Origin of the sequence: Sphingomonas sp. S2M10, from assembly GCF_012650175.1 — a bacterium.
Taxonomy (GTDB): Bacteria; Pseudomonadota; Alphaproteobacteria; order Sphingomonadales; family Sphingomonadaceae; genus Sphingomonas.
In genome coordinates this window covers 60,842-86,491 of the sequence record NZ_JAAILI010000008.1, presented here as the reverse complement: position 1 = coordinate 86,491, position 25,650 = coordinate 60,842, and the positions used below count along the sequence as shown (strand labels likewise).

At 67.1% G+C, this 25,650-nt stretch carries 30 protein-coding genes and 1 tRNA gene; 14 read left to right on the top strand and 17 right to left on the bottom strand.

The window, feature by feature from the left end; all coding sequences use genetic code 11:
- Positions 1-41: 41 nt before the first annotated feature.
- A complete protein-coding gene (aroB, locus tag S2M10_RS01960; protein WP_168844612.1) occupies positions 42-1,139 on the bottom strand; it encodes a 3-dehydroquinate synthase in 1,098 nt (365 codons plus the stop codon).
- The gene (locus tag S2M10_RS01955) at positions 1,136-1,675 is read right to left on the bottom strand and encodes a shikimate kinase (RefSeq protein ID WP_168844611.1); all 540 of its coding nucleotides are present in this window, start codon (positions 1,673-1,675) and stop codon (positions 1,136-1,138) included. The genes aroB and S2M10_RS01955 overlap by 4 nt, the downstream gene beginning before the upstream one ends.
- Before the next feature lie 74 nt (positions 1,676-1,749).
- Here S2M10_RS01955 and S2M10_RS01950 point away from each other — a divergent pair, with 74 nt between their 5' ends.
- The 4 genes from S2M10_RS01950 to S2M10_RS01935 are packed head-to-tail and all read left to right on the top strand — an operon-like array spanning position 1,750 to position 5,542.
- A complete protein-coding gene (locus S2M10_RS01950) occupies positions 1,750-1,887 on the top strand; it encodes a hypothetical protein (RefSeq protein WP_168844610.1) in 138 nt (45 codons plus the stop codon).
- 28 nt (positions 1,888-1,915) lie between these two features.
- Complete coding sequence (locus tag S2M10_RS01945) at positions 1,916-3,676, top strand: hypothetical protein (RefSeq protein ID WP_247650558.1); 1,761 nt, start codon at positions 1,916-1,918, stop codon at positions 3,674-3,676.
- A complete protein-coding gene (locus S2M10_RS01940) occupies positions 3,673-4,584 on the top strand; it encodes a tyrosine-type recombinase/integrase (protein WP_168844609.1) in 912 nt (303 codons plus the stop codon). Before S2M10_RS01945 ends, S2M10_RS01940 begins: the two co-directional genes overlap by 4 nt.
- 10 nt (positions 4,585-4,594) lie before the next feature.
- Positions 4,595-5,542: an acetyl-CoA carboxylase carboxyltransferase subunit alpha gene (locus S2M10_RS01935; RefSeq protein WP_168844608.1), complete on the top strand. Its 948-nt coding sequence runs from the start codon at positions 4,595-4,597 to the stop codon at positions 5,540-5,542.
- Positions 5,543-5,658: 116 nt separating this feature from the next.
- Here S2M10_RS01935 and S2M10_RS01930 read toward each other — a convergent pair whose 3' ends face one another.
- Positions 5,659-5,826 (bottom strand): Flp family type IVb pilin, encoded by a 168-nt coding sequence (locus tag S2M10_RS01930; RefSeq protein ID WP_168844607.1) that lies wholly within the window; start codon positions 5,824-5,826, stop codon positions 5,659-5,661.
- Between the two features lie 117 nt (positions 5,827-5,943).
- Positions 5,944-6,138, bottom strand: a complete 195-nt coding sequence (locus tag S2M10_RS01925) for a Flp family type IVb pilin (protein ID WP_168845078.1) — start codon at positions 6,136-6,138, stop codon at positions 5,944-5,946.
- Positions 6,139-6,214: 76 nt separating this feature from the next.
- Between S2M10_RS01925 and S2M10_RS01920 the strand changes: the two genes are divergently transcribed.
- The gene (locus S2M10_RS01920; protein WP_168845077.1) at positions 6,215-6,649 is read left to right on the top strand and encodes a (deoxy)nucleoside triphosphate pyrophosphohydrolase; all 435 of its coding nucleotides are present in this window, start codon (positions 6,215-6,217) and stop codon (positions 6,647-6,649) included.
- Here the strand turns inward: S2M10_RS01920 and S2M10_RS01915 are convergent.
- Positions 6,610-7,218 carry a class I SAM-dependent methyltransferase gene (locus S2M10_RS01915; RefSeq protein WP_348770513.1) on the bottom strand — a complete coding sequence of 203 codons (609 nt, stop codon included), beginning with the start codon at positions 7,216-7,218 and terminating at the stop codon, positions 6,610-6,612. The genes S2M10_RS01920 and S2M10_RS01915 overlap by 40 nt on opposite strands.
- Before the next feature lie 4 nt (positions 7,219-7,222).
- Positions 7,223-8,050, bottom strand: a complete 828-nt coding sequence (locus S2M10_RS01910) for a methyltransferase domain-containing protein (protein WP_348770512.1) — start codon at positions 8,048-8,050, stop codon at positions 7,223-7,225.
- Positions 8,051-8,093: 43 nt separating this feature from the next.
- Between S2M10_RS01910 and S2M10_RS01905 the strand changes: the two genes are divergently transcribed.
- The 5 genes from S2M10_RS01905 to S2M10_RS01885 all read left to right on the top strand — a co-directional run bounded on the left by S2M10_RS01905 (position 8,094) and on the right by S2M10_RS01885 (position 10,484).
- Positions 8,094-8,825, top strand: coding sequence for a ComF family protein (locus S2M10_RS01905; protein WP_168844605.1), 732 nt, complete (start codon positions 8,094-8,096; stop codon positions 8,823-8,825).
- 35 nt (positions 8,826-8,860) lie between these two features.
- Positions 8,861-9,118, top strand: coding sequence for a glutaredoxin 3 (grxC, locus tag S2M10_RS01900; protein ID WP_168844604.1), 258 nt, complete (start codon positions 8,861-8,863; stop codon positions 9,116-9,118).
- Complete coding sequence (locus tag S2M10_RS01895; protein WP_168844603.1) at positions 9,115-9,939, top strand: carbon-nitrogen hydrolase family protein; 825 nt, start codon at positions 9,115-9,117, stop codon at positions 9,937-9,939. Before grxC ends, S2M10_RS01895 begins: the two co-directional genes overlap by 4 nt.
- On the top strand, positions 9,936-10,373 hold the full coding sequence (locus S2M10_RS01890) for a DUF1178 family protein (RefSeq protein WP_168844602.1): 438 nt from the start codon (positions 9,936-9,938) through the stop codon (positions 10,371-10,373). The genes S2M10_RS01895 and S2M10_RS01890 overlap by 4 nt, the downstream gene beginning before the upstream one ends.
- Positions 10,374-10,407: 34 nt before the next feature.
- Positions 10,408-10,484 (top strand) — tRNA-Arg (locus S2M10_RS01885).
- Positions 10,485-10,595: 111 nt separating this feature from the next.
- Here S2M10_RS01885 and S2M10_RS01880 read toward each other — a convergent pair.
- The gene (locus S2M10_RS01880; RefSeq protein ID WP_168844601.1) at positions 10,596-11,270 is read right to left on the bottom strand and encodes an OmpW family outer membrane protein; all 675 of its coding nucleotides are present in this window, start codon (positions 11,268-11,270) and stop codon (positions 10,596-10,598) included.
- A 176-nt stretch (positions 11,271-11,446) separates the two neighbouring features.
- Between S2M10_RS01880 and S2M10_RS01875 the strand changes: the two genes are divergently transcribed.
- Complete coding sequence (locus S2M10_RS01875; protein WP_168844600.1) at positions 11,447-12,175, top strand: Crp/Fnr family transcriptional regulator; 729 nt, start codon at positions 11,447-11,449, stop codon at positions 12,173-12,175.
- 80 nt (positions 12,176-12,255) lie between these two features.
- Positions 12,256-13,056 carry a universal stress protein gene (locus S2M10_RS01870; protein WP_168844599.1) on the top strand — a complete coding sequence of 267 codons (801 nt, stop codon included), beginning with the start codon at positions 12,256-12,258 and terminating at the stop codon, positions 13,054-13,056.
- Positions 13,057-13,168: 112 nt separating this feature from the next.
- Here the strand turns inward: S2M10_RS01870 and S2M10_RS01865 are convergent, their stop codons facing one another.
- Both S2M10_RS01865 and S2M10_RS01860 read right to left on the bottom strand, forming a co-directional pair.
- Positions 13,169-13,426 carry an SWIB/MDM2 domain-containing protein gene (locus S2M10_RS01865; RefSeq protein WP_066717263.1) on the bottom strand — a complete coding sequence of 86 codons (258 nt, stop codon included), beginning with the start codon at positions 13,424-13,426 and terminating at the stop codon, positions 13,169-13,171.
- Between the two features lie 261 nt (positions 13,427-13,687).
- Positions 13,688-14,083: a BLUF domain-containing protein gene (locus S2M10_RS01860; protein ID WP_168844598.1), complete on the bottom strand. Its 396-nt coding sequence runs from the start codon at positions 14,081-14,083 to the stop codon at positions 13,688-13,690.
- A gap of 282 nt (positions 14,084-14,365) precedes the next feature.
- Here S2M10_RS01860 and leuA point away from each other — a divergent pair, with 282 nt between their 5' ends.
- Positions 14,366-16,024, top strand: coding sequence for a 2-isopropylmalate synthase (gene leuA, locus S2M10_RS01855; RefSeq protein ID WP_168844597.1), 1,659 nt, complete (start codon positions 14,366-14,368; stop codon positions 16,022-16,024).
- A 51-nt stretch (positions 16,025-16,075) separates the two neighbouring features.
- On the opposite strand, the gene S2M10_RS22895 is transcribed toward leuA, so the two are convergent.
- The 4 genes from S2M10_RS22895 to folE all read right to left on the bottom strand — a co-directional run bounded on the left by S2M10_RS22895 (position 16,076) and on the right by folE (position 19,705).
- On the bottom strand, positions 16,076-17,800 hold the full coding sequence (locus tag S2M10_RS22895) for a methyl-accepting chemotaxis protein (RefSeq protein ID WP_282098007.1): 1,725 nt from the start codon (positions 17,798-17,800) through the stop codon (positions 16,076-16,078).
- Between the two features lie 153 nt (positions 17,801-17,953).
- Positions 17,954-18,319, bottom strand: coding sequence for a dihydroneopterin aldolase (locus S2M10_RS01845; protein WP_168844595.1), 366 nt, complete (start codon positions 18,317-18,319; stop codon positions 17,954-17,956).
- Positions 18,312-19,085: an SDR family oxidoreductase gene (locus S2M10_RS01840; RefSeq protein WP_168844594.1), complete on the bottom strand. Its 774-nt coding sequence runs from the start codon at positions 19,083-19,085 to the stop codon at positions 18,312-18,314. The genes S2M10_RS01845 and S2M10_RS01840 overlap by 8 nt, the downstream gene beginning before the upstream one ends.
- Complete coding sequence (gene folE / locus S2M10_RS01835) at positions 19,085-19,705, bottom strand: GTP cyclohydrolase I FolE (RefSeq protein WP_168845075.1); 621 nt, start codon at positions 19,703-19,705, stop codon at positions 19,085-19,087. The genes S2M10_RS01840 and folE overlap by 1 nt, the downstream gene beginning before the upstream one ends.
- Positions 19,706-19,925: 220 nt before the next feature.
- Here folE and S2M10_RS01830 point away from each other — a divergent pair, with 220 nt between their 5' ends.
- A complete protein-coding gene (locus S2M10_RS01830; RefSeq protein WP_168844593.1) occupies positions 19,926-22,571 on the top strand; it encodes a TonB-dependent receptor in 2,646 nt (881 codons plus the stop codon).
- A 1-nt stretch (position 22,572) separates the two neighbouring features.
- On the opposite strand, the gene S2M10_RS01825 is transcribed toward S2M10_RS01830, so the two are convergent.
- The 4 genes from S2M10_RS01825 to ilvN all read right to left on the bottom strand — a co-directional run bounded on the left by S2M10_RS01825 (position 22,573) and on the right by ilvN (position 25,644).
- Entirely contained in the window at positions 22,573-23,172 is a 600-nt protein-coding gene (locus S2M10_RS01825) for a TMEM175 family protein (RefSeq protein WP_168844592.1), read from the bottom strand.
- 64 nt (positions 23,173-23,236) lie between these two features.
- A complete protein-coding gene (locus S2M10_RS01820; protein WP_168844591.1) occupies positions 23,237-23,836 on the bottom strand; it encodes a YceI family protein in 600 nt (199 codons plus the stop codon).
- 96 nt (positions 23,837-23,932) lie between these two features.
- Positions 23,933-24,952 carry a ketol-acid reductoisomerase gene (ilvC, locus tag S2M10_RS01815; RefSeq protein ID WP_168844590.1) on the bottom strand — a complete coding sequence of 340 codons (1,020 nt, stop codon included), beginning with the start codon at positions 24,950-24,952 and terminating at the stop codon, positions 23,933-23,935.
- Between the two features lie 176 nt (positions 24,953-25,128).
- Positions 25,129-25,644, bottom strand: coding sequence for an acetolactate synthase small subunit (gene ilvN, locus S2M10_RS01810; RefSeq protein ID WP_168844589.1), 516 nt, complete (start codon positions 25,642-25,644; stop codon positions 25,129-25,131).
- Positions 25,645-25,650 lie beyond the last annotated feature (6 nt).

Below are 25,650 nucleotides of genomic sequence, written 5' to 3'. Positions count from 1 at the left end.
ACCCCAACCCCTCCCCTGAAGGGGAGGGGCTTAGATGTGCGTCAGCGCTGTGAATCCAAAAACGCCGCAACCTTTTCCAGATCCACCGTCTTGTCCAAGTACGTCTGCCCGATGCCGCGTGCGAGCAGGAAGGGGAGGGTGCTGCCCTCCATCTTCTTGTCGTGGAGCATATGGCCGACCAGCGTTGCGCCGTCCGCCGTCACGCCGGCCGCGGCAAGCCCGTCCGGCAGCCCCACCGCGCGCAGATGTGCCGCCACGCGCTCGGCATCCGCCGCGGGGCACAGGCCCTGCTGCGCCGAGAAGGCGAAGGCCAGCGCCATGCCCGCCGCTACCGCCTCTCCGTGCAGCAGCTTGTCGGAAAACCCGGTCTCGGCCTCCAGCGCATGGCCGAAGGTGTGGCCAAGGTTGAGCAGCGCGCGCGTGCCGATCGTTTCGCGCTCGTCGGCCGCTACGATACGTGCCTTGGCGGCCACCGAATGACCGATCGCCCGGGCGCGCGCGTCGGGATCACCGGCGAACAGGGCCGACGCGTTGGCCTCGCACCAGGCGAAGAAGCCGGCATCGTCGATCAGCCCGTATTTCGCCACTTCGGCATAGCCAGCGCGCAGCTCGCGCTGGGGCAGGCTGTCCAGCACCTGCGGGTCGATCAGCACGACCGAAGGCTGATGGAACGCGCCGATCAGGTTCTTGCCCGCCCTGGAATTGATCGCGGTCTTGCCGCCCACCGAACTGTCGACCTGGGCGAGGAGCGTGGTGGGGATTTGGACGAAGTTGCAGCCGCGCTTGAGGATGCTGGTCGCGAAGCCGACCAGATCGCCGATCACGCCGCCGCCCAGCGCGATCACGTGATCGCTGCGCACCACGCCCTGTTCGAGCAGCCAATCGGTCAGCGCCTCGAGTTGCGCCCAGCTCTTGGTGCTCTCTCCCGCCGGCAAGGTGAGGACAGGCGCCGACACCCCCGCAGCGGCAAGGCTGGCGACCAGCGTCTCGCAATGCGCGGCGAGGTTGGCGTCGGTCACGATCGGCATCGGCCGCCCGCGCGACAGCGGTGCGAGGAGCTCGCCGGCGCGCGCGAGCAAGCCGGGTTCGATGCGCACGTCATAGCTGCGTGCGCCAAGGGCAACGGGGATGGTGGTCACGTGCGCAGGGCCTTCAGGATCGCTTCGACGGTGGTTTCGTGGGGAGCGGCTACGCTGGGGACGCGGATCTCCGCAAGCGCGTAATAGGGATTGCGCACCCGGGCGAGTTCGCTGAGCGTCGCCAGCGGATCCTTGCCGCGCAGCAGCGGCCGCGTATCCCGCCGCCGCACGCGATCGGCAAGGATCGCCGGCTCGGCGTCCAGCCAGATCGAGATGGCCTGGCCAAGGATCAGCGCCCGCGTCTCGTCATTGATGAACGCGCCGCCGCCGGTGGCGATCACCTTGGGGGTGCCGTCGACCAGTCGGGCGATCACCCGCCGTTCGCCATCGCGGAAATGCGGTTCGCCGAATTTGGCGAAGATGTCGGAGACCGACATTCCCGCCGCCGATTCGATTTCCGCATCGGCATCGACGAAGGGAAGCCGCAGACGCTGGGCGAGACGGCGCCCTACCGTGGTTTTGCCGGCCCCCATCAGCCCCACCAACACGATGGGCTTGCCGGTCCAGCTGTTAAGTTGCGCATGCGTTTGTAACATCGTGCGAAGGGCTATACAGCGAGGGACCGTCTCGGGCAAAAGGCCCTTACCGCTCAAGGAATGGACTGTTTTTCATGCCGCGTATGCTTGTCGTGTTGCTCGTGATTCTGGTGGTTCTGGTGGGCGGCATGTTCGCCCTGGCCGGCCGCAACACCGCCAAGGAGCCGGTGCGCATGGAGAAGGCGGTCGCGCTTGAAAACCTCGCCAACTAGGGCGTCCCGGCTCGCGATTGCGGCGGGGTTGCTCGCCGCGATCGGGGTCCCGGCGTTCAGCCAGCAGCAGAAAGCACCCGAATCGCTGTTGCCGCCCGGCTTCGATCAGCCGGCGCCGCGGCCGCAGCCCTCCGCGCGTCCCAGCCCCACCCCCAGCGCTGCGCCGGCGGCGGTACCGTCGCCGAGCGGTGACGTGGCGCCGGTCGGCGACGACATGGGGGGCGACGCTTTCGACGTCGAGGAAGGCAATGCCAGCGCCGTCGCACCGGCACCGGCGATCGATCTCTCGCAATATGATCTGCCCAAGGGCGTTCGCCGGCCGCTGAACCGCATCGGCATCCTGGCGGCGGGCAATGCGCCGTTCCCGGCCGATGCCTTCGGCGACGTGGCCGGCGCAACCCAGGTGACGCTGATGCGGCGGCTCGATGCGCCGGTCGCCTCGCGCTGGGTGTCGATCGCGCTGCGTCGTGCGCTGATGTCGCCGCTTGACACGCCGCGCGGTCTGAACGGTGCCGATTATGCCGCCGAGCGCGCCTGGCTGCTGCTTCGCATGGGCGAGGCGACCGCCGCGCGAGGGCTGGTCAGCTATGTCGACATTGACGACTATACCAATGCGCTGGATCGGGTCGCGATGCAGGTCGCGCTCGCGACCGGGGATCCGGCATCGGTGTGCCCGATCGTCGACGAAGCCGCTTCCGCCATCCCCGATCGCGGCTGGGCGCTGGCCCAGGCGATCTGCGCAGGGCTGGCGGGCAAGCCAAGCGAGGCCGGTCAGCGGCTGGACGCCGCAGCCAAGGGCAAGCCGCGCAACGATCTCGACACGCTGCTCGCCACCAAGGTGGTCGGCATGGGGGTCGATTCGCGGCGCGCGGTGACGATCGACTGGGTCGGCGTGCCGGCGCTCTCCGCCTGGCGGTTCGGCATGGCGACCGCGGCCGGAGTGGACATTCCGGACAACCTCTTCGCCACCGTCGGGCCGGAGTTCCGCTACTGGCAGGCCTTGTCGCCCGCCGTTGCTCCGGTGAACCGTGCCGGCGCGGCGGAGCTGGCGGCGGCGGCGGGCGTGCTGTCCAACGCCGCGCTGCTCGACCTTTATGCGGAGCTGGACCAGGCGAACGACGTCCCCGATCCGTTGCAGAAGACCGCCCGTGACCTGCGCGGTGCCTATACCGGCTCCGCCGCGGAGCGGGTGCAGGCGATGAAGAGCCTGTGGGACGCGGCCGAAAGCCCGCGCCTGCGTTATGCCCGGCTGGTGCTGACCGCCAAGGCGGCCGCCTGGATCCCCGCGAACAAGAATGCCGCCGAGCCTGATCGGCTGATCGCCTCGATGCTCTCCGCCGGCTATGATACGGCCGCGCTGCAATGGCGCGGCGTGGTTGCGCCGGGCAGCGAGGGCTGGGCGCTGCTGGCGCTCGCCGAGCCTGCCGGACTGATCGGCTATGGCGATTTCGAGCGCTATGCAGGGGCGGCAAGCCCGCGCAAAGCGGCGATGCTGCTTGCAGGCCTTGCCGGGCTCGGGCGGCTGTCCTCCGCCGATGCGCAACGCGGCGCCGAGGCGACCAAGGTGGGCATCGCTGGCGTCAACGCCTGGACCGAGGCGATCGATCGCGCCGGCGCGCGCAACCAGCCGGCTATGGTCGCCTTGCTCGCCGGGGTCGGCATGCAGTCGCCGCGCTGGGATCAGGTGACACCCGAGGCGCTCTACCACATCGTTGCGGCGATGCGGGCAGCGGGGATGGCGAACTATGCCCGGATGATCGCCGTGGAGGCGGTCACGCGCGCGGCGTGAGCGCCGATCGCGACCTGATCGAGCGTTTCCTCGAGATGCTCCGCGCCGAGGCGGGTGCGGCGGCGAATACCGTCGCGGCCTATGGTACCGATTTGCGCCTCGCCTCCGAGGCACTGGGCGGTGACCTGGCGCATGCGGGCCGCGAGGAGATCGAGCGGCTCGCCGGGGGCTGGAGCGAGCTTGCCCGCTCCACGGTGGCGCGAAAGTCGGCGGCGCTGCGCCGCTTCTTCGCCTTTCTGGCGGAGGAGGGACACCGCGCCGACGATCCCGGAAGCGCGCTGCCGCGCCCGGGGACCGCGCGCCGCCTGCCGAAGATCCTCAGCACGGGCGATGTCGATGCGATGTTCGCCGCGATTGCCGAGCGGCAGGCGAGGGTGCCGCCCGATCCGCTGGACCTGCGGCTCGCCGCGCTGATCGAACTGCTCTACGGCTCGGGCCTGCGCGCGACCGAGCTGGTGTCGCTGCCGCGCAATGCAATCCATCCGGATCGCCCGTTCCTGATCCTGAAGGGCAAGGGCGGGCGCGAGCGGCTGGTGCCGATTTCCGACCGGGCCCGCGCGGCGGTGGCGCTGTGGCGGGGGCAGGTGCCGCCGGACAGCCCGTGGCTGTTCCCATCGGGCAAGAAGCATCTCACCCGCGTCCGTCTCTACCAGATCGTCCGTGCGCTGGCGGGCATCGCCGGCATCCCGCCCGAGCGGGTAAGCCCGCACGTCCTGCGCCATGCCTTCGCGACGCACCTGCTGGAAGGCGGGGCGGACCTGCGCGCATTGCAGGCGCTGCTGGGCCATGCCGACATCGCGACGACCGAGATCTACACCCATGTCGACAGTCGCCGGCTGGTCGCGCTCGTCAACGAGCGACATCCGCTCGGCGAGGCCCTCGTTGACGCGAAGCGCGGCTCCGCGTAGCGCCACGCCCATGACGACATTCCTCGACTTCGAGAAGCCGATCGCCGAGCTCCAGGGCAAGATCGACGAGCTGCGCAGCGCCGCCCAGGGCGGCGACGTTGACATCGCCGCCGAAATTGCCCCGCTCCAGGCCAAGTCGGACAAGCTGCTGCTCGACACCTATGCCAAGCTCACGCCGTGGCAGAAGACGCAGGTCGCCCGCCATCCCGAGCGCCCGCACTTCAAGCACTACGTCGCGGGCCTGATCGAAGACTTCATGCCGCTGGGCGGCGACCGCGCCTTCGCCGACGACGCCGCGATCATCGGCGGCCTCGGCCGGTTCCGCGGCCGCCGGGTGATGGTGCTCGGCCATGAGAAGGGCGACGATACCGCCAGCCGGCTCAAGCATAATTTCGGCATGGGCAAGCCGGAAGGCTATCGCAAGGCGATCCGCCTGATGAAGCTGGCCGACCGGTTCGGCATTCCGGTGATTACGCTGGTCGATACCTCGGGTGCGTTCCCGGGCGTGCAGGCCGAGGAGCGCGGCCAGGCGGAGGCCATCGCCCGCTCGACCGAGGCGTGCCTGTCGCTCGGCGTGCCGCTGGTCGCCTCGATTCTCGGCGAGGGCGGCTCGGGCGGCGCGGTGGCGCTGGCGGCGGGCAACCAGGTGCTGATGATGGAGCACGCGGTCTATTCGGTAATCTCGCCGGAGGGCTGCGCCTCGATCCTGTGGCGCACCGCCGACAAGGCCGCGGACGCCGCCGAGGCGATGAAGGTCACCGCGCAGCACCTGAAGGAGCTGAAGGTGATCGACGGCATCGTGCCGGAGCCGCTGGGCGGGGCGCATCGCGCGCCGGGCCAGGCGGTGCAGGCGCTGGGCGACGCGATCGAAAAGGCACTGGCCGGCCTGTCGACCATGTCGCCCGAATCGCTGCGCCAGGCGCGACGAGCCAAGTTCCTGGCGATGGGCCGCATCTGAAACAAGAAAAGGGGCTGACGCGGTGCGCAGCCCCTTTTGGCAACCTGCAGAAATGACCCGCGTCAGGACGGCGATGCCCGGCAGCAGCGCCGTCCCTGCAAGCGCGTACCCAGCGCTTAGGAAGGGTTCATGTTCGAGCTGACGTTGTTGAAGGTGCTGTTGAGGCTCGTGCCCAGGCCGCGCATCGCGGCGATCGCGGCAACGGCGATCAGCGCGGCGATCAGGCCGTACTCGATGGCCGTGGCGGCCTTGGAATTCTTGATAAACTTGCGAATCTTAAGCATAGCCGTCTCCATCGTCCCAGAAACTTCAAACACCGGCCCGTCGGCACTCCGACGCGGCATGGCGACTTTAGAGAAGACCGGTTAAGAACCGGCTAAATGCCGTGCTTAGCGAAAGCTTTACGGCGCTCCGGGCGCGGTCTCGCGGACCTGTTGCGAGACATTGTTCCACATCGAGGATGTGGTTTCGCCGAACACGCCGAGCGCGCCCACCATGGCCAGCACGATCAGCGCGACGATCAGGCCGTATTCCACGGCCGTGGCGCCGTGATCGGCGCGGCGAAGCGCGCGCAGGGCGTGGATCAGGGCTCGCATCGTCAACCAATCTCATACAAAAGCGATGCGGATGTTCTCAGGATTTGGTTGCGAAGTGATTAGCGAAGCGCGTGCGATGTTGCTGGTGGTAGCGGCGGCGATGATCGACGGGGGCCGGGTGCTGGTGCAGCAACGCCCTGAAGGTACCGCGCTCGCGGGATTATGGGAGTTTCCCGGCGGCAAGATCGAACCCGGCGAAAGCCCGGAGGCGGCGCTGGTACGCGAGCTTGCGGAAGAACTGGGCGTGACGGTGGATCCGGCGGCGCTGGCGCCGCTCACCTTCGCCAGCGCACCGCTGGCCGATCGGCACCTGCTGCTGTTGCTCTACCGCCTGGACCGATGGGAGGGCGTGCCGGCGCCGTGCCATGCCAGCGCGCTCGCCTGGGCCGATCCGGTGATGCTGCGCACATTGCCCATGCCGCCGGCGGACCTGCCGTTCCTCGATCTGCTCGATCGCATCCTCGGGGACGCTCAGGCCGAGTCGGAAGGTGGGACGACGGCTTCGAAATAATGGTTGCCGCCCTCGTCGAGCCGGGTGGCGGCGAGGCGCATGCCGGCATCGGCAACCAGTGCGGCATAACGATCCTCGCCCAGCGATTGCGAGTGGCGGCCCGTGAGGGTGTCGCGCCAGGCGCAGCGCTGGCGCGGAGCGCTGAACAGGAAGCTCCCGCCAGGAACCAGTGCGTGCGCCACGCGCGTGATCACCTGGGCCTGGGCCGCCTCGGGCAGAAGAAACAACAGGCCGATCGCCGTCGCCGCATCGAAGCGCCGGTCGAAGAAGCGGCTGCGCTCTGCAGGCTCGCATGCCGTCGCCGCGCCGGGCAGGTTGCGGCGGAACGCGTCGAGCAAGCGCGGCGAGGCGTCGACGCCGAACAGGACGAAACCGCGCGCCGCCAGCGCCGCCGCGATCGGCACGCCGCTGCCGCAGCCAATGTCGAGGATCGTGCCGCCTTTTGGCACGCGTTCGGACCATTGCACCACCAGATCGAGGCCGATCGGGGAGCGCATCGCGATGAAACGGTCCGCGACCGCGTCCCAGCCTGCCGAGGTGTCTGCCTGCTCGTCGGCTGGTTCGGGCACCGACCTAGTCCTTTGGCTTCAGCGCATCGATCAGCGAGGCGGTGGCGCTGCCGGGGCGGGCGGCCTTGGGCTGGGAAGGATCGGGCGCCCAGCCGGTCAGGTAGACGATCGCATATTTCTCGGGCGTGCGGCCGTCGGGGTCGGCGCGCTCGGCAAAGGCTGCTGCGGTGCCGAGCAGCGTTTCGCGGCGAAGCGGCGGCGTGTTGGGCAGCAGGTTGGTCGCTGCCATGCCGCGCAGGTCGCGAATCAGGCCGCCGAGCCCGCCATAGCGCACCGTCAGCGTCTCCACGTCCGCCACCGGCAAGGCGAAGCCGGCGCGCGAGAGCAGATCGCCCGCCGCGCGCACATCGATCTGCGGGTGGAAGCGCGCCACCGGCCGGTCGGCCTCGGCGGCAAGCAGGCAGGCGCGCAGCGTCGCCAGGCTGCCGGCACCGAGAAAGGCGCCGAGGAACAGTCCGTCCGGCTTGAGCGCGCGGCGGGCAAGCGCCAGCGCCCCCGGCACGTCGTTCACCGTGTCGAGCACGCCGGCGGAAATCACCAGGTCGAAGCTGCCTTCGGCGAAGGGATGCATGTCCTCGTCCGCATGGATCGCGCCGGTGGCGGCGGCGAAGGCAGTGCCGGCTTCCAGCCGGGTGATCGTCGCGCCGGGCCAGACGAAGCTGCCGTCGCCGCTGCCGAGATCGAGCACGCTGCGGAAGTCGCGCTTCACGCCCTCCAGCCGTTCGTACAGGCCGTCGAGCATATGGTCGCGCAGGAAGCTCTCATAGCTGCGGGCGGCGCGATCCCGGCGCTTGCGGCGCAGCGCGCGATCGAAGATTTCGGAGTCGGACACAGCCGCGCTTGTGCAGCGACGCGGGGCTTGGAACAAGAGGGGCGTGGATCCGCGCGCACCCTTCCTCCGGCTGATCGACCTGGCGCTGCCGCCACGCTGCCCGGGATGCGGCGCGATCGTCGAGGCGGACCATCGTTTCTGTGCAATCTGCTGGGACAGCCTGCAGTTCCTGGGGCCGCCCTGGTGCGCCGGCTGCAACCTGCCGTTCGACTATGACCGCGGGGAAGGTGCCCGCTGCGGGGAGTGCCTCGCGCATTCCCCGCCGCATGACGGCGTCCGGGCCGCGGTAGCCTATGGCGATGTCGCCAGGCGGCTGGCGCTCAAGCTCAAATATGGCGGGAGGCTGGCCGCGGCGGGGACGATGGCACGCGCGATGGCGCGGCTGGTGCCGGAAGGCGCGGATATGCTGGTGCCGGTGCCGCTCCATCGCTGGCGGCTCTGGTCCCGCGGCTTCAACCAGGCGCTGCTGATCGCGCGGGGCGTGGCGCGGCAGAGCGGGCTGCCGGTCGAGGTCGATCTGCTGCGCCGGGTGCGGGCGACGCCCAAGCTGCAAGGGCTGGGCCGTCGCGCGCGTGCCAAGGTGGTCGCGGGCGCCTTCGCACTGACACCGGATGCACCGGCGCGGCTGGAGGGAAAGACGGTGCTGCTGGTCGACGACGTCCATACCAGCGGCGCGACGGGGGATGCCTGCGCCCGGCTGCTCAAACGCGGCGGCGCTTCGCGCGTTGTCCTTCTTTGCTGGGCACGCGTTCTTGCGGACAATGCGCTGGATTGACAAGCCGGGGCCCGGCGCACACCTCTGGAGATATTATGGCAAAGGTCGAAATCTACACCAAGGCGTTCTGTCCCTATTGCACGCGCGCCAAGCAGCTCCTCACCGCCAAGGGGGCGGACTTCGAGGAGTATGACATCACCATGGGCGGCCCCAAGCGCGCGGAGATGCTGGAGCGCGCGCCCGGCCGGACCACCGTCCCCCAGGTCTTCATCGACGGTCGGCATATCGGCGGCTCGGACGATCTCGCCGCGCTGGATCGCAAGGGCGGACTGGACCCGCTGCTCGCGGCATGACGCGCGCCGCGCTGCTCCAGATGACCAGCGGGATCGATCCCGCCGCGAACGCCGCGACGCTGGTAGAGGCCGTTGCACAGGCTCGCGCGGGCGGGGCGGCGATGCTGTTCACGCCGGAGATGTCGGGGCTGCTGGACGGTGATCGGGATCGCGCGCGGCCGCACTACCGGTCCGAAAACGAGGATCGGGTGCTGGAGGCGGTGCGTGAGGCCGCAGCGAAGCACGGCATCTGGGTGCATCTGGGCAGCCTGGCCGTGCTGCGCGACGACGGCAAGCTCGCCAATCGCGCCTTCGTGATCGACGACAGAGGCGCGATCCGGGCGCGCTACGACAAGATGCACCTGTTCGACGTCGATCTGCCGACCGGCGAGAGCTGGCGCGAATCGAACAGCTACACCGCGGGCGAGGGGCCGGTGGTGGTGGAGACCCCATTGGGCGGGCTCGGTCTGGCGATCTGCTATGATCTCCGCTTTCCCGACCTTTTTCGTACCCTCAGCGATGCCGGTGCGACGATCCTTGCCGTGCCGGCCGCCTTCACCCGCCCGACCGGCGCGGCGCACTGGCATGTCCTGCTGCGCGCGCGGGCGATCGAGGCGGCCGCCTTCGTGCTCGCCGCCGCACAGACCGGCGACCATGAAGACGGTCGCGCGACATATGGGCACAGCCTTGCCATCGATCCCTGGGGCGAGGTGTTGCTCGACATGGGTGCGCCGGCGGGCCTCGGTTTCGTGGAGATCGATCCCGCACGGGTTGCCGATGTCCGCGCCCGTGTGCCGGTGCTGCGCCACCGCCGCGCCATTCCGGAGGCAACGGCGGCGTGATCGTCTTCGATCTGAAGTGCGGCGGCGATCATGTGTTCGAGGTGTGGTTCAAGTCGAGCGGCGCCTATGAGGAGCAGCGTGCCCAGGGGATGATCGCATGCCCCTTCTGCGGCGACGTGGCGGTCACCAAGGCAGTGATGGCGCCGGCTGTCGCCCCCAAGGGCAATCAGGTGGCGGAGAGGGCACCCGCTGGCGCGGAGGCGTTCAAGGCCGCGCTCGCCGCGCTTGCGGAGCATCAGGCCAGGCAGCTCGAGCGTTCGCAATGGGTGGGCACGGCCTTTGCCGAAAAGGCGCGGGCAATGCATCAAGGGGAGACGCCGGAAGCGCCGATCCACGGCCAGGCGACGCTGCAGGAGGCCAAGGCGCTGGTGGAGGAGGGCGTGCCGGTCGCGCCACTGCTGGTGCCTGTCGTCCCGCCCGAGGCGCGCAATTGATTTCGCCGCCGCGCATCGGTACGAGCGGCGTCGTGGCCCGGTAGCTCAGCAGGATAGAGCAAGCGATTCCTAATCGAGAGGTCGGAGGTTCGAATCCTCTCCGGGTCACCAGCATTCCCGCAGCAGGCCTGCGAAGAAGGGAAGCCGCGGCCCTAGATCGCGGCTCCCCCGTCGCTCCCCCCGCCGGCGGGGCGGGGCCATCACGGGCGGGGGACAGCCAGTTCAGAAGCGAGTGCCCACGCCAAAGCCGAACACCAGCGGATTGATGTCCACCCTGGTCTGGTTGATCGTGCCGCCGGTATCGAGCCGCGCGGTGGTGCTCATGTCGATATACTTGACGTCGAGGTTCAGGAAGAACTTCTTGTTCAGATCGATGTCCACGCCCGCCTGCAGCGCATAGCCGAAACTGTCCTTCAGCGAGAGGCTGGTCTTGCCCAGCGCCTTGTTCAGCGAATCGCTGGTCTTCGCCGAATAGAAGATGGTGTAGTTGACGCCTGCGCCGACATAGGGGCGGATCGCCGCCTTGGGTAGGAAGTGATATTGCAGCGTCAGCGTCGGCGGCAGCACCCAGCTGTGGCCGACCTTGCCGAGCGAGGCGATCGCCGCGCGGCCCTGGATGTCGTGGCGGGTGCTGGAGACGATCAGCTCCGCGCCGATATGGTCGGTCGCCATATAGGTGAAGTCGACTTCCGGCATCACGGCATTGCCGACGCCGACCTTGCCGGTGGGGATGCCGGGGGTGATGCCGTCGGACGACTCGTTCGGCGCGACGACGATGCCGCGCAGGCGGACCAGCCAGTCACCGGCCGCGATGCCCGCCTGGTCCTGCGCCTGGGCACTCGCGGCCGAGGCCAGCAGGCCGGCAGCGGCCAGGCCGATAAGTAGCGAAGTACGCATGGTTGATTTCTCCTCGTGTTCAACGAGGCGTCGGGTACGCCCAAGCGCGGCGCGCCGTTTTGATCGGGCGCAACGTTGCGCGTAGGTAATGTTCCCAAGCTGGCTGGTTGCGGACCTATACGTAACGACAGGGTTCGCGCGCGGGGGGCATGCCGTGCGCGGAGGCGGATATGTACATGGATCGACATCAGCCGGATCTGGGCGCGGCGGCGTGGACGATGCCGGCGCGCTGCGCGGCCTGCGGGGTGCGGATGGCATCGCTGTGCGGCGGGATTCCGGCGCGCGCGCTGGAGGCGCTGAACCGCATCGGCCGCAAGCGGGTGCTGCGCCGGGGGGAGGCACTGATCTGGCAGGGCGACGTGGCGGAGCAGGTCGGCATCCTGCACCACGGCCTCGTCAAGCTTTCGGCAGCGCTGGAGGACGGCCGCGAGCAGATGCTGGGCCTGGCTTTCCCGGCGGATTTCGTCGGCGGGATCGGCGAGCGACCGTCGAGCTACGGCGTCACCGCGCTTACTGAGACCGAATTGTGCATCTTTCCTCGCGGCGCGCTGCCAGCGCTGATTGAGGCGCATCCGGAAATCGGCCACGCGCTGCTCATGCGCGCCTATGACGAGCTGGACCAGCTCCGTCGCTGGATGCTGCTGCTCGGTCGAACGTCCGCGGAGGAGCGCGTGGCCAGCCTTTTGCGGCAGTTCGCGGCGCGCGGCACCTGCCCTCCGGGCGCGCCGGTGTCGCTGCCGCTCACGCGCCAGCAGATGGCGGAACTGCTGGGACTTACGATCGAAACCGTCAGCCGCAAGCTCACCGCGATGAAGCGCGAGCGCGTGATCGCGCTGCCGGACCTGCGCAGCTTCGTCATCCTCGATGCCGCTGCACTTGCCATGCTTGCAGCCGATACTCCGTAACTAACCGCATGTCGTCCTGCAGGATGACTGTCTAGCCTGTCCGTATCCGCACAATAGACGTGAATGCGATGGAGGTGATCATGAAGAATATCCTCGTTCTGATGCATGACGATGCCGGGCAGGAAGCGCGGTTTCAGGCGGCCGTGGATTTGACGCGCGGCCTTGAAGGGCATCTGCGGTGCATCGACGTCGCGATGGTGCCGCCCTATATGGGCGACTATCTGGAGTTTGGCGGCAGTGCCGCGCTGCTCGCCGACGAGCAGACCCGCGAAGCCGCCAACCGGGTGCGGATGGAAGCGCGGCTGAAGGGCGAGGATCTGCTCTATGACTGGGTGGACGCCACCGGCCTTGCGCGCGATTGCCTGCGCGATGCGGCTGCGCTCGCCGATCTCGTGGTGCTCAACCGCGAGCTCGACAAGGTCGACTATCCAGACATGCGCGACCTGATCTGCGACACGATCCTCAAGACCGGCAAGCCGATCGTAGCGGTGCCGGAGACGATGCTGGGCTTCGATCTATATGGGCATGCCGTGGTCGCGTGGGACGGATCGCGCCCCGCCGAAGCGGCGTTGCAAGCGGCGGTGTCGCTGCTCAAGCATGCCGGGACGGTAACCCTGCTGGTGGTGGACGAGGGGCAATTGCGGCTGCCGGCGGCCGAGGCGGCGGAATATCTGTCGCGCCACGGCATTCGGCCGGAAGTCCGCATGGTGCCGAAGACCGACACGGTGGCGGGCGCGATCCTCGGCGTCGTCGAGGCGTTGAAGGCAGCCTATCTGGTGATGGGAGGCTTTGGCCATAGCCGCTTTCTGGAGGCGGCGTTCGGGGGCGTCACCCGCCGGATGCTGGCCGAAAGCCCGATCCCGCTGGTGTTGGCGCACTGAGGCGGACGAATCCTGCGCGCAACAGAGGCGCGGCTGCAAAAAAAAGGGGCAGGCATCATCGATGCCCGCCCCTTTTTTGTTCGCCCAGGCAAGAAGACTGCGGCGACCTCGCTTACTTGACGTGCTTGGCGAGGTGCTTGTTCATTTCGAACATGGTGGCCTTGTCGCCGCCGAAGATCGGCTTCAGCGTCTCGTCGGCCAGGATCTCGCGCTTGTTCGCCGGGTTCTGCAGGTTGTGCTTCTTGATGTATTCCCACACCTTGCTGACGATCTCGCTGCGCGGCAGATCGGCGGTGCCCACAATCTTCGCCAGTTCGGGCGAAGGGGTAACCGGCTTGGCAATGCCACCGCGTGCTTTGGTCTCGGCCATCGTGTCTAACTCCTGTTCGTACCCCTTGTTGGGGCTATTCCTTCGTCAGCGCCTCGGGATTGAGAGGCTTCCTCCCCCTTGTCGCAACCAACGATGTACTGCGGTTCGTGCGGTGATGCACGCCCCTGTACGCCTTTGATCGCGGGAAAGGCCTTCTGTCCAGCGCAGACAGCACCGAACTACGCCGAACCGTCATTTTGCGGCGCTGCGGTGGTGCAGCGGCGCAACACTTCAGCACGGCGGCGCAGTAAAGTTGCGCAATCAGCCGAGCGCGCGGGTACGCACCAGCCCGTCGAACGTGCCGCGCACGTCGGGCGCGGCGTCGGCGGTCAGCCGCTGAACGTCCGCCAGGAAGGTGGCGGCATCGGCACCCGGTGCGCGATGCGCCATTTCCCAATGGCCGAATTCGCGCCGCTCGACGTCGCGGCGGGACAGCAGCACGATGGCGCGATGGCGGGGATCTTGGCGGATCCTTTCATAGGCGGCCTCGACCGAGTCCTCCGGGCCTTCCAGCGCCTGGAGGAAGCGGCCGCGATCCGCGTAGAGCAGACCGCTGATCTGGTCCCGCGCATTGTTGCGGCGGGAGATGGTCAGGATGTCCCGCGTCAGGCAGGGCGCGGCCGGGTTGACGGAACTGATATAGACGAGCTGCAGCATGGATTCCTCTCCTGCGAGCACGCTTCTTCGGCGCGTGACGGTTAACAACAGGTCAATCGCGCGAAAGCTCCCTTGTTTTGCAGGTGCTCAACCAAGCTGGACAAGATCGTGCAAATCCGGCACTACAGATGCGTGATCGACGCCCCGCGCCTTACCCTGCGACTTATCCGCCCTTAGGGGTCGATTTCGCACGCGCGCGTCTCCCCTAAGGGCAAACTGGACCTTCCCTATCGCATCACGGCTGCGCTAGGCGCGGCCAGACCTTGAAGAGAGACACGGCACATGTTGCGCGACCCCAGCGTCAAATATCGTCCCTTCCGCCAAGTGGATCTGCCCGATCGCCAATGGCCCAGCCGTACCATCACCAAGGCGCCGCGCTGGCTTTCCACCGACATGCGCGACGGCAACCAGGCGCTGATCGATCCGATGGACGGCGAGAAGAAGACCCGCTTCTTCGAGCTGCTGGTAAAGGTGGGCCTGAAGGAAATCGAAGTCGGCTTCCCCAGCGCGGGGGCTACCGAGTTCGACTTCATCTCCAGCCTGGTGCGCGAGGGCAGGGTGCCCGACGACGTCACCGTCCAGGTGCTCACCCAGTCGCGCCGCGACCTGATCGAAACCAGCTTCCAGTCGCTGAAGGGCGCCAAGCAGGCGATCGTCCACCTCTACAATGCGGTGTCGCCGGCCTGGCGCCGGATCGTGTTCAACATGAGCCGCGACGAAGTGCGCCAGATCGCCATCGAGGGCGCCAAGGTGCTGCGCGACGAGGCGGCCAAGCAGCCGGATACCGAATGGCATTTCGAATATAGCCCGGAGACCTTCTCCACCGCCGAGCTCGATTTCTCCGTCGAGGTCTGCGAGGCGGTGATGGACATCCTGCGTCCCACGCCCGAAAGGCCGCTTATCCTCAACCTGCCGGCGACGGTGGAGGCGGCGACGCCCAATGTCTATGCCGACCAGATCGAATGGTTCTGCCGCAACATCCGCAACCGCGACAGCGTCGTCATCAGCCTGCACACGCACAATGATCGCGGCACCGGCGTCGCGGCGTCCGAACTGGGCCTGCTGGCGGGTGCCGACCGCGTGGAAGGCTGCCTGTTCGGCAATGGCGAGCGCACCGGCAATGTCGATCTCGTCACGCTCGCGCTCAACATGTACACGCAAGGGCTGAACCCCGGCCTGGATTTCTCGAACATCGACGAGGTGATCCAGACGGTCGAATATTGCAACCAGCTCCCCGTCCACCCGCGCCACCCCTATGCGGGGGATCTGGTGTTCACCGCCTTTTCCGGCAGCCACCAGGACGCGATCAAGAAGGGCTTCGCCGCGCAGGCGGGGCGCAACGACCAGCTGTGGGACGTGCCCTATCTGCCCATCGATCCAAAGGATCTCGGCCGCGATTACGAGGCGGTGATCCGCGTCAACTCGCAGTCGGGCAAGGGCGGCGTCGCCTGGGTGCTCGAGCAGGACAAGGGCCTCAAGCTGCCGAAGCGGATGCAGGCAGAGTTCTCCAAGCACGTTCAGGCGCTGGCGGACGAAACCAGCCGCGAGCTCAACGCAGCGGATATCTGGAGTCTGTTCGAACGCGTGTACCTGCCCGGTGACAAGGATCGCATCGCGCTGGTCGACTATGAGGAAACCGGCAGCGCGGGCAGCCGTGTGTTCGTCGGCCGCATCTCCATCGACGGCAGCGCGCAATCGATCTCGGGGCGCGGCAACGGCCTGATTTCCGGCGTGGTCGATGCGCTGGCGGGGTCGACCGGTCCGCGTTTCGATGTCGTCGACTACAGCGAGCATGCCATCGGCGGCGGCGCGGATGCGCAGGCGGCGGCCTATGTCGAATGTCGGACCGAGGACGGCCGCACCGTGTTCGGCGTCGGCGTGGATGCGGACATCGCGACGGCATCGGTACGGGCGGTGCTGAGCGCTGCCAACCGGGCCTGAACCAGGCCCCGGCGCAGCCCGCTGCCCCGGCGGCCGCCCGGCGCCGCCGCCTTAATGGACGGCGGCGAGGGCGCGCGCCGGCTTGGCATCGGCCGGCTTGCCGCCGGTCCGATCGAAGCGGAACGCGCCGGCGCGCTGGGCGAGGGCGTTGACTTCGCTGGAGAGGTTGCGGATCGCCGCCGAGGTCTGTTCGACCATCGCTGCATTCTGCTGCGTCACCAGGTCCATCGCCTTCATCGCGGTGGAAACCTGGCTGACTGCGGCCGACTGGGCGTGATTGTCATGGTCGATGGCTGCAATCAGATCATGCACGGCTTCGACGTCACCCGAGATGGTGTCGAGCGCGGTATCGGTTTCGTGGACCGCACCCGCAGCCTGGAGGATGACCGCTTGGGTCTCGCTGAGCATGTCGCGCGCCTGCTTGGCCTGATCCTCGGCGCGAAGAGCCAGGGCGGCGACCAGATCGGCGACGACCATGAACCCGCGTCCCGCCTCGCCGGCACGGCCCGCCTCCACGGCGGCGTTCATCGCAAGCACGCGGGTCTGGAAGGCGATCTTGTCGACGCCTTCGATCACGCCATCGATATTCTTGGCGCTGCCGCGCGCCCGGTCCATTGCCTGCACAGCGCGGGCGGTGGTGCTGCGTCCCTCGCGTAGCGCGGTGGTCGCTTCGCCGGCGCGCTTCACGGTGTTGTCCGCCGCGATCATGGTCGCGCGCAGCCGCTCCTCGATCTTGCTCAGCGCTTCGGTGGCTTGGGCGAGATTGGCAGCGCTCTTCTCGGTACGGTGCGCGAGATCTTCCGAACCATGCGCGACTTCGGACGAGGTGTTGCGGATATTGTCGGCGCTTTCGCTGACCAGCTGGACGCGCCCGCGCAGCGAGGCGATCGCCTCGTTGATGTTCTGGCGAAGCACTTCATATTCGGCGGGGAAGCGCCGATCGATGGTGCGGGAAAGGTCGCCCTCGCGCAGTGCGAGCAGGCCGCTGCCGAGTATTTCGGTCACCTCGCGCTGCTCGGCGAGCTTGCGGGCGTCGTCTTCGCTCTGCGAAGCGGCGGCGGCGCGATAATGCTCGAGGCCGGAGGCGATGCGGCCTATTTCGTCGGTGCGATCTTGATAGGGGATGGTCGCCACCTCGCCGCGGGCAAGCCGGTCGGTAAGCGCGGACAGCGTGCCGACCGGTTCCAGCACCCGGCGATACATGGTGAAGTAGAAATGCGCGGCCTGTGCGCCGACGACCAGGGCCAGCACGAGCACGATGCCGATCGCGAGATAGAATTCGAAGGCGCCGTCGGCAGCGATCTGCTTCTGTTCGGTGAGCGTCATGGCAACCAGCTTGTCCACCGCGGCACGATGCTGATCGTAAAAGCCTGCCAGCTTGGCGTAGCTGGCGTCGACCGCGCGCAGATCGCTATTGCGCGCGGCGGGCAGAAAGCCTTTTTCCAGCTCGTTCCAAAAGGCCTGGGCGGCCGGATGCGCCTGCTGCAGCAGCTGGGTGCGGAGCGTCTCGTCGATGTCTGCCGTCTGCCAATAGCGGTTGCGCTCCAGATAGAGCTTGTGAAGGCTGTCGAGCCGATCGGCGTGCGCTCTCACCTTTTCCGGGCTGCGGGCAATCAGCGTTGCTTCGAGGAACGGTTCGATGATATATTCAGGAGGAGGCAGGATATCCGCGATGAGGTCGGCATTGGCCTGCTGCTGCTGCTGCACCACGCCGCCCATGCGAATGCGATCCAGACGCCAGGCCGCCAGCGAGCCGCCGACAACCAGAAGCGCCATCATGGCTAACGCGCTGTTGCGAACGAAACTTGCAATAGACATCCACGTTCCTCTGGTGACGGGCGCACGCGTCCCCCCGGTCGAGCCTTCGCGGGGAAGGCCTTTTCGTAGATTATAGGGTAGAGGATCCGGGCGGATGCCCGGGAACGGGGATTATTGCTGCATATTCGTAAGAATACGGACGACCTCGCAGCCCACCCGCGCATCGGGATAGACGTCCTGCTTGGCCGAGCGAACGCGGACCTCCACGACGCGGGAATCGCGCATTGCCAAGGCGGCGACCTCCTCGCACAGCACTTCCTGCAGCTCGAAATGCCGCGAGCGGACAAGCGCATGGATGCCTGCGCGCAGAAAGTCGTAATCGACGACCGCGTCGATCCGGTCCTCGGGCACGGCGGGGTAGCGGCAGGTCATCGCCACGTCGATGCGGACGCGCTGGGGGGCGGCGCGTTCCGCGGGATGGATGCCGAGCCTCATCGAGACTTCCAGCGCTTCGAGATGGATCACATAGTCAGGCATCGGGTCGGTGCTCGCGTCCTTCGAACATCACGTCGCTGTCGCGCGCGAGGAAATGCTGTCCGCAATCGACATAGACATTCTGCCCGGTGATGCTGCGGCATTCGAGCAGATGCGCGACCGTGGCGGCGATGTCGGCGGGGTCGACGGGGCGGCGTAGCAGGTTCTGCGTGCCGGTGCGGGCGAATTCCGCCTCGGTCTGGTCGAGGCTGGGGAGGGTGAGTCCGGGCGACACCGCGTTCACCCGCACGCGCGGCGCCAGTTTCTGCGCCAGCATCCGAGTCGCGCCGTGCAGGGCGAGCTTGGAGCAAGTGTAGCTGAAGAAGTCCGGATTGAGGTTGCCCACTTTCTGGTCGAGCAGATTGACGACAGCGCCCTCCGCGAGATCCGGCTGCGCTGCCAGCGCCATGGCGAGACCCACCGGCGCGGCGAGGTTCACATGCATGTGCCGGTCGAGCAGCGCATGGTCGGCGATCGGCGCCTCGTCATAGGCGAACAGCGAGGCGTTGTTGACCACCGCGTCGAGCGGGCCGTCGAACGCGGTGCGGCATGCCTTCACCAGCGCGGCGGGCGTGGCGGGATCGGCCAGCTCGCCGCAGACGACCGCGATGGTCGCGCCGTTCGCTCGCAACGCGGCAGCAAAGGCTTCGCTCTCGTCGGGCGAGTGGTGGTGATGGATCGCCACGGCCCAGCCGCGCGCCGCAAGGCCGCTGCTGATCGCCGCGCCGATCCGCTTGCCGCCGCCGGTGACCAGCACCCGCCCGGGCATCAATAGCCCATCAGCTTGAGCACTTCGGCCCGGCTGCGCTCGTCCTCGCGAAATACGCCCATCATGCGGCTGGTGACCATGCCGACGCCCGGGGTGCGGACGCCGCGCCCCGTCATGCAGCCATGCTGCGCCTCGATCACCACGGCGACGCCGACCGGGTGGAGATGGTTCCAGATGCAGTCGGCCACTTCCGCGGTGAGCCGTTCCTGCACCTGCAGGCGGCGGGCGAAGGCATGGAGGACGCGCGCGAGTTTCGAGATGCCGACGACATGGTTCCTGGGCAGATAGGCGATCGATGCCTTGCCGGTAATCGGCGCCATATGGTGTTCGCAATGTGACTGGAAGGGAATGTCCTTCAGCAGCACGATCTCGTCATAGCCGCCGACTTCCTCGAACACGCGCGACAGATGGTGCGCGGGATCCTCCGCATAGCCGGCGCAATATTCCTTCCACGCCCGTGCCACCCGCTGCGGCGTGTCCAGCAGGCCCTCGCGGCTGGGATCGTCTCCCGTCCAGCGGATCAGCGTGCGAATGGCGTCGGCCACCTCCTCGGGCACGGGGATCTTGGGAGATCCGGAAACAAGATCGCCGTTTACGGGATCGTGGTGGTGATCGTGCATCATTCGTCCTTTCGGTCGCCGCCGCGCCTTCCGTTACGGCAAGCGCACTTTGCCGGGTCGTGACCGGGGCAGCTTGCCGAAGTCCGCCGAAAACCCAGGTTTTCCGCGGCTCTGGCAACGATTGACCCGTTGACCTCCGGAAAAGCCCGGCGCTAGCTTGTGGTTGCAAAAACAGCAAAGTCGCGACCGGCGCAAGATCGGGGCGAACAGGGAGAGTTCGATGACGACCATGAAGGGCGATCTGCTCGCCGCGACGGCACTGATGCTTGCGGCGGCGACACCCGCCGTAGCGCAGGATCGCGAGGCTCCGCCGACCCCGGCGGCGCAGGACCAGGGCTATGTCTCCGCCAACGAGATCATCGTCACCGCCACGCGGCGCAACGAGACGGTGCAGGACGTGCCGGTGGCGATCACCGCGATCAGTCCGCAGCTGCTGGAAAACGCAGGGGTAGACAATGTCCGCGATCTGGAGCAGCTGGCGCCCTCGCTGCAATCCTCGACCGGTCAGTCCGCGGCGACCGGCACCACCATCTACATTCGCGGCATCACCACCGGCGGCGACAATCCGGGGTTCGAGCCGGCGGTCGGCGTGTTCATCGACGGCGTGTTCCGCTCGCGTTCGGGCGTGGCCATTTCCGAACTGCCGGAGCTGGAGCGGGTGGAGATCCTGCGCGGGCCGCAGGGCACGCTGTTCGGGCGCAACACCTCGGCGGGCGCGCTCAGCATCTTCACCGCGCAGCCGAAGTTCGAGACCGGCGGCTATGTCGAAGGCGGCTACGGCAACTACAACGCCTATGAGGCACGGGGCGCGATCACCGGACCCGTCGCCGAGCATGTCGCGCTGCGGCTGGACGGCGCCTATCGCAAACGCGACGGCTATCTGAACGATGCCAACAGTGACCGCGCGGTCAATGACATCAACCGCTGGCTGGTGCGCGGCCAAGCCCTGTTCGACAAAGGCCCGGTCAGCGTCCGTCTCATCGCCGATTATTATGAGACCGACGAGCAATGCTGCGGCGTCGTGTCCGCCGTGCGCGGCCCGCTCGCGCCGGTGATTCAGGGCATCGCGGCGGCGCAGGGGTTGGTGGGGCTCTATACCGGCTCCACCGACGATCGCGTCCAGGCGATCTCGCCCAACCGCGCCTATGGCGAGAAGGTGCGCGACTATGGCTTCTCGGGCGAGCTCAACTATGATCTGGGGGGGGCGAAGCTCACCTCGATCACCGCCTATCGTCGCTGGCGGGTGCTGCGTTCGCAGGACATCGACTTTTCCGGCATCGACCGTGCCTATCGCGACGGCTATCGCAACGCCCTGAGCGACTTCACCCAGGAAGTGCGATTGCAAGGGTCGGCGTTCGGCGACAAGCTCGACTGGCTGGTCGGCGGCTTCTACCTCAACGAAACCAACACGCTGCGCGACACCGTCCGGGTAGGCAATGACTCCAACCGCTATGTGGACTCGGTGTTCTCGGCGCAGCTGCGGCCGTTGTTCGGCACCCCGGTGCAGTTCTTCGGATCGCAGGGAGCGGGGGTGCCGACGCTCGGACAGGTGCTGCTCAATCCGGCCGCGCCGCCCGCAGCCTATGGGCAGCTCGCGCCGCTGGTCCGGCTGTTCCGCGCGCAGGCCGGCACGGCGCCGATCCCCGGCGTCTCCGTAGTGCCCGGCCTTGCAGCGCTCGCGGTGCAACCCCTGCCGGCCAATATCCCGGGGCAGGGCAACAACGACGACGATTTCCGCGTGAAGACCAACGCCTTCGCGCTGTTCACCCACAACATCGTGCATGTGACCGACCGGCTTTCGCTCACGCTGGGCGCGCGCTGGAATCACGAGACCAAGGATCTGAGCGCGACGATCGCCAGCAACACCGGCGCCTGCACCTTCTTCAACCAGGCGCGGACGGGCAACGCGGCGGCCGCCGCCTATGCCAATATTTTGCGCCAGGTTCCGGGATTGTTCAGCAATCTGTTCCTGCTCAGCTGCAATCCGGCGGTGAACAGCGAGTTCAACGGCACCTATGCCGACAAGCGGAGCGAGGACCAGCTGACCGGCACGTTGAAGCTCGCCTACAAGTTCAGCCCGCGCGTCCTCGGCTATGCGAGCTATGACCGGGGCTACAAGTCCGGTGGCTATAATCTCGACCAGGCAACCTTCGATTCGGTGCTGCTCGGCGGCAACGGCGCGCAGGCAGGCGACCTGCGCTTTTCCAAGGAGACGGTGGATGCCTTCGAATTGGGGCTGAAGACCCAGTTCAGTCGCACGTTCACCCTCAACCTCGCGGGCTTCTACTCGACCTTTTACAATCTGCAGAGCCTGGTGTTCAGCGGCACCAATTTCGTGGTGCAGAATGTGCCCAAGACGACCAGCAAGGGCATCGAGGCGGAAGGAACGCTTCAGCCGGTACGCGACCTGATTTTCCAGCTCGGCTACAGCTATATCGATGCGCGCTACAATGACGACGGCAAGAACTTCGCCGGCACGCCCCTGCAGGGCAAGGGCAACCAGCAGCTCGACAATCAGCCACGCCACACGGTGACGGTCGCCGGCACCTGGACCCCGCCGATCGCCAGGGGGATCAACGGCCTGCTCCATGTCGACATGCGCTACAACAGCGAGGTCAACATCCCCTCCAGCCCGCCCGACGCGAACGGACGCAACGCGCTCTACAATCAGGGCTATCCGCTTCTGTCGGCGGCGATCGGCGTGCAGAGCCCCGATGGCCGCCGCAGCCTGGAATTCTGGGTGGAGAACCTCACCAACCAGACCTATTTCATCAGCGGCTTCGGGGTGCCCGAGCAGAACGGCAATTATGCCGGCTATCCGGGCATGCCGCGCTTCTACGGCGTGCGGGCAAAGTTCGGCTTCTAGCTCAATGCTCGAACAACCGGTCGAGCGGACCATCGGCGAGGCACCAGAGCAGCGCGACCAGCGCTGCGCAGGCCAGCCCCGCCGCCGGCGATACTAGCGCTACCGCGAGCCCCGCCAGGTACAGACTGCAGGCGAGCATGCTCTTGCGCAGCGTGCGGCGGTGGTAGCGCTGGGCCTCGGCGGTGTTCGCACCGGTCCGTCGGATCACCCGCTGCAACCAGTTATAGGCGAAGGAGGGGAGCAGCATCACCAGCATGTAGAGCAGGCTGGCCTCGCCGCTGAAATGCTGTTCGCCCAGATAGGCGGTGGCGAACGGAACCAGCGAGAGCGTGAACAGCAGCACGATGTTGGACCAGAGCAGCGCGTTGCCGGCCCGGGTGGCGAACTGGAACAGGCGGTGGTGGTTGACCCAGTAGATCGCCACATAGGCGAAGCTCAGGCCATAGGCGAGGAAGACCGGCCATTGTCCGAGCAGCGCGCCGAGCCCCGCGACCTCCGGTGCGTGCAGTTCCAGCACCATGATCGTGATGATGATGGCGATCACGCCATCCGAAAACGCCTCGACGCGCCTGGCGCCGTCGCGGCCCTCCTGGTCTTGCATATCCGTCCTCCTGCCTGCGGCCGTGGTGGCGCAGGCAGGAAGGCTGGGCAATTAGACCAAGGGTTTACTTGGCCGAAAACGCCGCGTTGATGTGCAGCTTCACCTCGTCCGAGACGAAGGGGACATATTTGTCCATGCCGAACGCGCTGCGGCTGATCGTGGTGGTCGCCTCGAAGCCGAAGTTCAGCTTCTTGGACATCGGATTGGTGCCCGCGCCGACCAGCATGGTGTCGAGCGTGACCGGCTTGGTGACGCCGTGCAGCGTCAGGTCGCCGGTGATCTGCGCCTTGGTGCCGCTGACGACGACCTTGGTCGAGACGAAGCGGATCGTCGGATACTTGGCCGCATCGAAGAAGTCCGGCGAAGCGAGGTGCTTGTCCAGCGCCGCGACGGTGGTGACGATGCCGCTGGTCGGGATGGTGATGTCGAGCTTGGCGTCGTTCGGCTTGGCCGGATCGATCGTCAGCGAACCGGTGGCGCCGCCGGCCTGGCCGGTGAACTGGCTGAAGCCGAAGTGATTGACCTGGAAATCGACCTGGGTGTGGCCGGTGTCGACCGCATAGGTGCCGGCGGGAACGCGCGATGCGTTGGCCTGGCCGGGCAGTTCCTGGGCGAAGGCGACCGGGGCGGTCGCGAAAAGGGCGAGGGCAATGAGAGCGCGCATGATGGTTCCCCTTGGGTGGTTGCGTCGCTCCCGTAATGCGGCCGCCGGCCGCGCAAAGCTAGTGCGCAGCCGGCAACCCATGGTTTCCGTGTTGGATCAGTTCTTCGACTGATCGACCAGCTTGTTGGCACCGATCCACGGCATCATCGCGCGCAGCTCGCTGCCGACCTGCTCGATCTGGTGGCGCTTGGCGGCGATGCGGCTGGCCTTCAGTTCGGGCTGGCCGGCGCGGTTGTCGAGCACGAAGTCCTTGACGAAGCGGCCCGACTGGATGTCGGCGAGCACGCGCTTCATTTCCTTCTTGGTCTCTTCGGTGATGATGCGCGGGCCGGTCTTGATGTCACCATATTCGGCGGTGTTCGAGATCGAGTAGCGCATGTTGGCGATGCCGCCCTCATACATCAGGTCGACGATCAGCTTGAGTTCGTGGAGGCACTCGAAATAGGCCATTTCGGGGGCGTAGCCCGCCTCGACCAGCGTCTCGAACCCGGCCTGCACCAGCGCGGTGGTGCCGCCGCACAGCACGGCCTGCTCGCCGAACAGATCGGTCTCGCACTCTTCGCGGAAGTTGGTCTCGATGATGCCCGAGCGGCCGCCGCCGACGCCCGACGCATAGGCCAGCGCCACGTCATGCGCATTGCCCGAGGCATCCTGGTGGATCGCGATCAGGCAGGGGACGCCGCCGCCGCGGACATATTCGCTGCGCACGGTGTGGCCCGGGCCCTTGGGCGCGATCATGATCACGTCGATGTCCGCCGGCGCCTCGATCAGGCCGAAATGCACGTTGAGGCCATGGGCGAAGGCGAGCGCCGAACCCGGCTTCATGTTGCCCTTGAGGTCGTTCTCGTAGATCGCGGCCTGATGCTCGTCGGGGGCGAGGATCATCAGGATGTCGGCCCAGGCGGCGGCTTCCTTGTTCGGCAGCACCTTGAAGCCCGCCGCTTCGGCCTTGGCGGCCGAGGCCGAACCCGGACGCAGCGCGATCGCGACTTCCTTGACGCCCGAATCGCGCAGATTCTGCGCATGGGCATGGCCCTGGCTGCCATAGCCGAGGATGGCGATCTTCTTGTCGGTGATCAGGTTCAGATCGGCGTCGCGATCATAATAGACACGCATTCTAGTTTCCCTTTCTGCTCCTCTCCCGTTGGGAGAGGATACGGAGACTTGCCGGCCGGCGTCAGCCGGTTGGCTAGTCGAAGTTGGTGAGGGTGGCGGGGCTCGAGGGTATTCACCCTCACCCTCCCATGCTGCGCATGGGCCCCTCCCTCTCCCAAGGGGAGAGGGGTTGAACTTCAGGCCGGCTCGCGGCCGCGCGAAATCGCGACGATACCGGTGCGGGCGACTTCGACCAGCCCCACTTCGCGCATCAGCTCGACGAAGCGGTCGATCTTGTCGATCGTGCCGGTGATCTCGAACACGAAGCTGGAGATGGTCGCGTCGACCACCTTGGCGCGATAGACCTCGGCGAGGCGCAGCGCCTCGATCCGGTGATCGCCGCTGCCGGCGACCTTGATCAGCGCCAGTTCGCGCTCGACATGCTCGCCCTTGGCGGTGAGATCGACCACCTTGTGGACGGGCACCAGCCGCTCGAGCTGGGCGATGATCTGCTCCATCACCGGTGCCGAGGCGAAGGTGACGATGGTGATCCGGCTGATCAGATCGTCGTCGCTGATCTCCGACACGGTGAGCGACGAGATATTGTAGCCGCGCGCCGTGAAGAGGCCGGCGATCCGCGCGAGGATGCCGGGCTCGTTGTCGACGATGACCGCCAGCGTGTGGCGCTCGATGGCTTCTTCCTTGATGTGCATCGTTAC

What these genes read in the sequence shown, in the direction of transcription:
- S2M10_RS01870 (WP_168844599.1), top strand. Translation starts at nt 12,256, where the DNA reads ATGAAGAATATCCTCGTTCTGATGCATGACGATGCCGGGCAGGAAGCG.
- S2M10_RS01840 (WP_168844594.1), bottom strand. Translation starts at nt 19,085, where the DNA reads ATGCCCGGGCGGGTGCTGGTCACCGGCGGCGGCAAGCGGATCGGCGCG.
- S2M10_RS01925 (WP_168845078.1), bottom strand. Translation starts at nt 6,138, where the DNA reads ATGCGAGCCCTGATCCACGCCCTGCGCGCGCTTCGCCGCGCCGATCAC.
- S2M10_RS01825 (WP_168844592.1), bottom strand. Translation starts at nt 23,172, where the DNA reads ATGCAAGACCAGGAGGGCCGCGACGGCGCCAGGCGCGTCGAGGCGTTT.
- S2M10_RS01820 (WP_168844591.1), bottom strand. Translation starts at nt 23,836, where the DNA reads ATGCGCGCTCTCATTGCCCTCGCCCTTTTCGCGACCGCCCCGGTCGCC.
- folE (WP_168845075.1), bottom strand. Translation starts at nt 19,705, where the DNA reads ATGCACGATCACCACCACGATCCCGTAAACGGCGATCTTGTTTCCGGA.
- ilvN (WP_168844589.1), bottom strand. Translation starts at nt 25,644, where the DNA reads ATGCACATCAAGGAAGAAGCCATCGAGCGCCACACGCTGGCGGTCATC.
- S2M10_RS01920 (WP_168845077.1), top strand. Translation starts at nt 6,215, where the DNA reads ATGTTGCTGGTGGTAGCGGCGGCGATGATCGACGGGGGCCGGGTGCTG.
- S2M10_RS01880 (WP_168844601.1), bottom strand. Translation starts at nt 11,270, where the DNA reads ATGCGTACTTCGCTACTTATCGGCCTGGCCGCTGCCGGCCTGCTGGCC.
- S2M10_RS22895 (WP_282098007.1), bottom strand. Translation starts at nt 17,800, where the DNA reads ATGGCGCTTCTGGTTGTCGGCGGCTCGCTGGCGGCCTGGCGTCTGGAT.
- S2M10_RS01830 (WP_168844593.1), top strand. Translation starts at nt 19,926, where the DNA reads ATGACGACCATGAAGGGCGATCTGCTCGCCGCGACGGCACTGATGCTT.
- S2M10_RS01860 (WP_168844598.1), bottom strand. Translation starts at nt 14,083, where the DNA reads ATGCTGCAGCTCGTCTATATCAGTTCCGTCAACCCGGCCGCGCCCTGC.
- grxC (WP_168844604.1), top strand. Translation starts at nt 8,861, where the DNA reads ATGGCAAAGGTCGAAATCTACACCAAGGCGTTCTGTCCCTATTGCACG.
- leuA (WP_168844597.1), top strand. Translation starts at nt 14,366, where the DNA reads ATGTTGCGCGACCCCAGCGTCAAATATCGTCCCTTCCGCCAAGTGGAT.
- S2M10_RS01875 (WP_168844600.1), top strand. Translation starts at nt 11,447, where the DNA reads ATGGATCGACATCAGCCGGATCTGGGCGCGGCGGCGTGGACGATGCCG.
- S2M10_RS01950 (WP_168844610.1), top strand. Translation starts at nt 1,750, where the DNA reads ATGCCGCGTATGCTTGTCGTGTTGCTCGTGATTCTGGTGGTTCTGGTG.
- S2M10_RS01895 (WP_168844603.1), top strand. Translation starts at nt 9,115, where the DNA reads ATGACGCGCGCCGCGCTGCTCCAGATGACCAGCGGGATCGATCCCGCC.
- S2M10_RS01845 (WP_168844595.1), bottom strand. Translation starts at nt 18,319, where the DNA reads ATGCCTGACTATGTGATCCATCTCGAAGCGCTGGAAGTCTCGATGAGG.
- S2M10_RS01935 (WP_168844608.1), top strand. Translation starts at nt 4,595, where the DNA reads ATGACGACATTCCTCGACTTCGAGAAGCCGATCGCCGAGCTCCAGGGC.
- S2M10_RS01930 (WP_168844607.1), bottom strand. Translation starts at nt 5,826, where the DNA reads ATGCTTAAGATTCGCAAGTTTATCAAGAATTCCAAGGCCGCCACGGCC.
- ilvC (WP_168844590.1), bottom strand. Translation starts at nt 24,952, where the DNA reads ATGCGTGTCTATTATGATCGCGACGCCGATCTGAACCTGATCACCGAC.
- S2M10_RS01955 (WP_168844611.1), bottom strand. Translation starts at nt 1,675, where the DNA reads ATGTTACAAACGCATGCGCAACTTAACAGCTGGACCGGCAAGCCCATC.
- S2M10_RS01865 (WP_066717263.1), bottom strand. Translation starts at nt 13,426, where the DNA reads ATGGCCGAGACCAAAGCACGCGGTGGCATTGCCAAGCCGGTTACCCCT.